Annotated in this window: 7 protein-coding genes; 4 read left to right on the forward strand and 3 right to left on the reverse strand. The window is 65.5% G+C overall.

Annotation, left to right across the window (positions count from 1 at the left end):
* A partial coding sequence (locus RMO12_RS11280) for a DUF4337 family protein (protein WP_309639357.1) occupies positions 1-528 on the reverse strand: 528 nt, incomplete at its 3' end.
* A gap of 146 nt (positions 529-674) precedes the next feature.
* On the opposite strand from RMO12_RS11280, the gene RMO12_RS11285 reads away from it, so the two are divergent.
* Positions 675-1136: a hypothetical protein gene (locus RMO12_RS11285; RefSeq protein ID WP_309639358.1), complete on the forward strand. Its 462-nt coding sequence runs from the start codon at positions 675-677 to the stop codon at positions 1134-1136.
* Positions 1137-1208: 72 nt separating this feature from the next.
* Here the strand turns inward: RMO12_RS11285 and RMO12_RS11290 are convergent, their stop codons facing one another.
* Positions 1209-2264, reverse strand: coding sequence for a nucleotidyltransferase family protein (locus RMO12_RS11290; RefSeq protein WP_309639359.1), 1056 nt, complete (start codon positions 2262-2264; stop codon positions 1209-1211).
* A gap of 104 nt (positions 2265-2368) precedes the next feature.
* Between RMO12_RS11290 and RMO12_RS11295 the strand changes: the two genes are divergently transcribed.
* From RMO12_RS11295 to RMO12_RS11305, 3 genes are all read left to right on the forward strand, one after another.
* Positions 2369-2638: a PqqD family protein gene (locus tag RMO12_RS11295; protein WP_309639360.1), complete on the forward strand. Its 270-nt coding sequence runs from the start codon at positions 2369-2371 to the stop codon at positions 2636-2638.
* Positions 2639-2699: 61 nt separating this feature from the next.
* On the forward strand, positions 2700-2852 hold the full coding sequence (locus RMO12_RS11300; protein ID WP_309639361.1) for a hypothetical protein: 153 nt from the start codon (positions 2700-2702) through the stop codon (positions 2850-2852).
* A 17-nt stretch (positions 2853-2869) separates the two neighbouring features.
* On the forward strand, positions 2870-3769 hold the full coding sequence (locus RMO12_RS11305) for a hypothetical protein (RefSeq protein WP_309639362.1): 900 nt from the start codon (positions 2870-2872) through the stop codon (positions 3767-3769).
* A gap of 171 nt (positions 3770-3940) precedes the next feature.
* On the opposite strand, the gene RMO12_RS11310 is transcribed toward RMO12_RS11305, so the two are convergent.
* Positions 3941-4157, reverse strand: a 217-nt coding sequence (locus tag RMO12_RS11310) for a transposase (protein WP_309639363.1), incomplete at its 5' end; no start/stop codon positions are given.

Below are 4157 nucleotides of genomic sequence, written 5' to 3' on the forward strand. Positions count from 1 at the left end.
GCTCATCACGAAGACGATCTTTTCCAGCCAACGCCGTTTGGTGAGCAGCGCGATCGCGGCCATCGCGATGGCAATCTGCAACGCGGTGGTGGCCTGGGCCCACCGATGATGCTGGTGCATTTGCGCTTCGCTCTTCTCGTCGAATTCGGTCGATTGCTTCTCGGCCTTCTCGGCCGCCAGCTTGATCGCGGCCTTTTCGGACGCGTAGCGTTTGGCTTCGCCCTCGAAGAACGGTTTGCGCGCGTCATCGACCAGCTGCAGGCCGAGTTCGCTTAGATTTTGCTTGTTGCTCTTGGCTTGATAAAAGCTCCATTGATTCGACGCTTCGGTCTTCTTGATCGCCGCGTCGTTCTTGAACAGTCCGGCATCGGCCTGGGTGGCTCCAGCCATGTACGAGAACATCGCACCGACCGTTGCAAGGATCGCCGTCATCACAGCCAGTTGCCCCGCCATGCCCTTCGGCTCGTGCTCTGCCGCTTCGTCCATCCGGTCCTCGTGGGCCCCACGCACTTCGAATTCTTCAGACATTTTCGGCTCCAGTTGTAGGGGGACTTTGACATGGTGCGGCAGTCAAACCCACTGCCGGCCCGTCCGTTAAAAGCACAGACCCGGCAACGTCGGGTCCGCTCGAGGGAATCGGAGCCGACGCGGCTCTCGCCTGAATTGAATCTCACATGAACAAGACAAAGCGCTTAATCGTTGCCGCGCTGTTCAGTACGGTGGCAGCAGTCTCTTTCGCTCAGACCAAGACGACGCTGAAGCCGGCTGCCCACGCTTCACCTTCGGTCGCCCGCAGCCACTCCGGCTCGAGCGGGCTCCACCTCGACGCATCCTACGAAGAAGCATCGCACGACACACCCTGCCAAGAAGAAGCACCGCGCTGCGACCGCCGCCCCGGCTGCGAAATAACGGATGTCGTGCGGCGCTTCAAGCAGATGCCGGCGTCGATGCTGATGCAAGCGCACCTCGACGACTTCGGCTCGGCACTGCGGACGCGGCTTCAAGCCGGCGTGGGTGGCTTCCCGAAACGCGGCAGTGGAAAAGAAAATGGACACCGCACGGGTGCCAATTTCTTGTCTTGGCTCCCCGCGTGGGTCGATGTTGGGAACTGGAGCGCGGCGATCAGGGTTGCCTGATGGGCCCTGTCGATCAGCAGTGGCCGTCGAAACCGGGATTGCATGACCCGGCGGGCCGATCGGTGTCCCCGCTCAGGTCGTTTCGGGCCGCGCTCGCAGGCGCCCGAGCACGCGCTTGCGGAATTGTCGGGCCGGGCTGTAGCGCCCCGGCACCGGGGCGGGCAGCAGGCTGCTCCACGGCCTGCCGCCGACCAGGTGGCGATCGAGCATGCGGTGGATCAGCCGCAGCTGCAGGGGCCCGTCCATCGTCGGCTCGGTCGCCAGGCGCTCGAGCACCCCCAGCGGCGGCGCCGCGATGCCGAAGCGCGGCAGGTAGCCGGCCAGCGCGCAAAGCGATGCCCGCGCCATGGGGTTGTCGATCCATTGCACCATCGCTGTCCAGTCGAGCGTGGATCCGCAGGCGCGCAGCAGGTAGATGGCGTCGAACATCGAGGCGATGTAGCTCGGGTGGATCACTAGCGACAGGTCGTTGAAGAACGAGGCCGCGATGTAGGTGAGCTGCATCTCCGGCACGAGGCGCCGCACCGGCTGCCCGTGATAGTGCGAGGCGCACGAACGGCGCGACACGCCGGCCCGGCTGAAGAGCGAGCCTTCGCACCACTCGGTGTGATCGTCGAACAGGCTCGTGTGGAGCTCGATGACGGTGCGCCGACGCGCGTGCACCAGCGGCGCACCGTGGTGATGGCCTTCGATGCTCGGGTAGTCGAGCTGGTTGAAGCCGCGCGCCATCAAGGCGGCTTCGACGTGCGCGTAGTCGTCAGGCGCGATCAGCACGTCGATGTCCGACATGCGCCTCAAGTGCTCTGACGGATAGAACTGCTCGCCGACCGAGATGCCCTTGAGCAGGGTCACGGGCGCCTGCACGTCTTCGCAGACCTCGATGATCTCGAGCATGCAATCGACGCGATTGCCGTGCTCGATGCGCGCGGTGAGATCGGCGCTCAGGAGCTGTTCGCGCCATGCCGCAGGCAGTACGGTCGTGCCGTCCTGCACCGCGCGGTGCAGCAGCGGGCCCATGCCGGCCTCGAGCAGCCAGCGAAACTGCGCCTCGTCGTGGCCTTCGGACCGCCACGCGAACCGGCGGCCGGCTTGGCACAGCGCCTCGCTTGTCGCGGCATGGGCAAGCAACTGCCCGACCAGCGGCAGGTCCGCGCGTGGCCGAGCCGGAGCTTGCTCCTGATATCCTTTTGCCGCCGTCACAGACCTTGTCCCGCCACCTCCGGTGATCCGCCATGAGCATAACCATTCGCCGCGACGATTCGCTCATGGTCAGAGAGGTCGACGGCGAGCTTGTCGTGCTCGACACGAGCTCGAACCTGGTTCACCAGTTCAACCGCACCGCCGCATTGATCTGGCGGCTGTGCGCTGCCGCGAGCCCGCCCGAAGCCATGGCCGATGCTCTGGTGGAAGCGTTCGACGTCGAACGGCAGACCGCCCTGCGCGACGTGGCAGAAACCATGGCCAAGTTGCGGTCTCTAAATCTCCTTGCAGATGCGTCGTGAACGTATACGCTTCGAGCACTTGGCCGAGACATTTCGGCCAGCGCAGCGCAGGAGTAAACCGATGACGCAAACCAAGCCAACTGAAGGCGTATCGCGGCGCGTTTTCGTGAAGCGGGCCGCCTATGTTCCGCCAGCCATCATGACGCTCATGGCGGCGCCGGCCTTCGCCAAATCCGGCTCCGAGAAGCACAAGTTCGAGGAGAAGAAGGAGTAGGCCGGGCGTTCGCCGGGATGCCTGCGCTGGGTCAACCGGCGCCGCCCCTGCAGATCCTGTGCTTCCTGATCATCGGCCGGCACGTCGAGGTGACGTGCGGGGACGATGAGATCGCGGGCGTGATGCTCGCCAACTTTGCGGCCACGGCAGCGACGCGGCTTGAGGGCACCCCCGACCTTCGCTACGCCGTATCCGCCAATGAAGCGCCATGCAGCGGGTACTCGATCGAGCGTTCGGGACACGGCATCGTCATCGACGCTCGTCGCATCGACGATCTGCTCTTCCACTTCGAGAAAGACCTTGTGGTCGCCTTGCAGGAACTGCGGCCCGAGCTCCTCTTCCTGCATGCCGCGGCGCTCGAGCACGGCGGCAGGGCCATTCTCCTCGTCGGTGCATCCGGCCACGGCAAATCGACGACGGCCTGGGGGCTGCTGCATCACGGCTTCGGCTACCTGAGCGACGAGCTTGCCCCGGTCGAACTCGACGCGTTGCTCGTCCACCCGTATCCGCACGCACTGAGCCTGAAGGAAAGGCCGCCCGCGGCGTTTGCCCTGCCTGCAGGCGAAGCCCTCGACCTCGGCCGCACGCTCCATGTGCCGGTCGCTGCGCTGCCGGCCGGTGCAGGAGAACGGGCCGTGTCGGCGTGCCCACTCGGCGCGGTGCTCTTCGTGCGCTTCCGTGCGGATCGTCCGGCCCCCGTGTTGCGTGCGATCGGCCGCGCCGAAGCCGCCGTGCGGCTCTACGTCTGCACGCTCAATGCGCTGGCTCACCCAGGCAAGGGCCTAGACGCCGTGCTGCGGATCGCCGAGCGCGTGCCATGTTTTGCGCTCGATGCCGCGGAGCTGAACGCGACCTGCGAGCTGGTCAGCCGATTTGCAGCTGCCGGCGCCGATGCCGCCCCGGACGGTTGCCCCTAGCCCGGATATTTCACCAGTGCGTTGTTGAGGCGGCGAGGACAGCCGAGGTGGCGTTGGGCGGCGGGTTTTGGCGCTGAGGGATGTACTGGATAAGGTCGAGGCCGATTTTGGACGGACCATCCCCTTACCCCCGCTGTTTGTGAGCGTGCCGGGGACAGCACTGGATGGGTTTCAAGGGGCCAGCGCGCGTGCGGCGGTGATGAAGACGTGCTTCATCGGATGGGCCGATGCCAACAGCACGCGCACGCGGCGGGTGTTGCGCAGAACAGCCGCGCCGATCTTGAGCAGCTTGGTGCGGATCGTGGCGGTGCAGGCCTGTGCAAGCTCGGTGCCCTTCAGGGCCAGTCGGCGCAGGTTGATCATCAAGGTGTAGGCCAGCGCGGCCAGC

Source organism: Methylibium sp., assembly GCF_031393925.1.
GTDB lineage: Bacteria > Pseudomonadota > Gammaproteobacteria > Burkholderiales > Burkholderiaceae_C > Methylibium.

Excerpts from the sequence above, each read along its gene's own strand:
- RMO12_RS11285 (WP_309639358.1), top strand. The coding sequence starts at position 675 with ATGAACAAGACAAAGCGCTTAATCGTTGCCGCGCTGTTCAGTACGGTG.
- RMO12_RS11295 (WP_309639360.1), top strand. The coding sequence starts at position 2,369 with ATGAGCATAACCATTCGCCGCGACGATTCGCTCATGGTCAGAGAGGTC.
- RMO12_RS11300 (WP_309639361.1), top strand. The coding sequence starts at position 2,700 with ATGACGCAAACCAAGCCAACTGAAGGCGTATCGCGGCGCGTTTTCGTG.
- RMO12_RS11305 (WP_309639362.1), top strand. The coding sequence starts at position 2,870 with ATGCCTGCGCTGGGTCAACCGGCGCCGCCCCTGCAGATCCTGTGCTTC.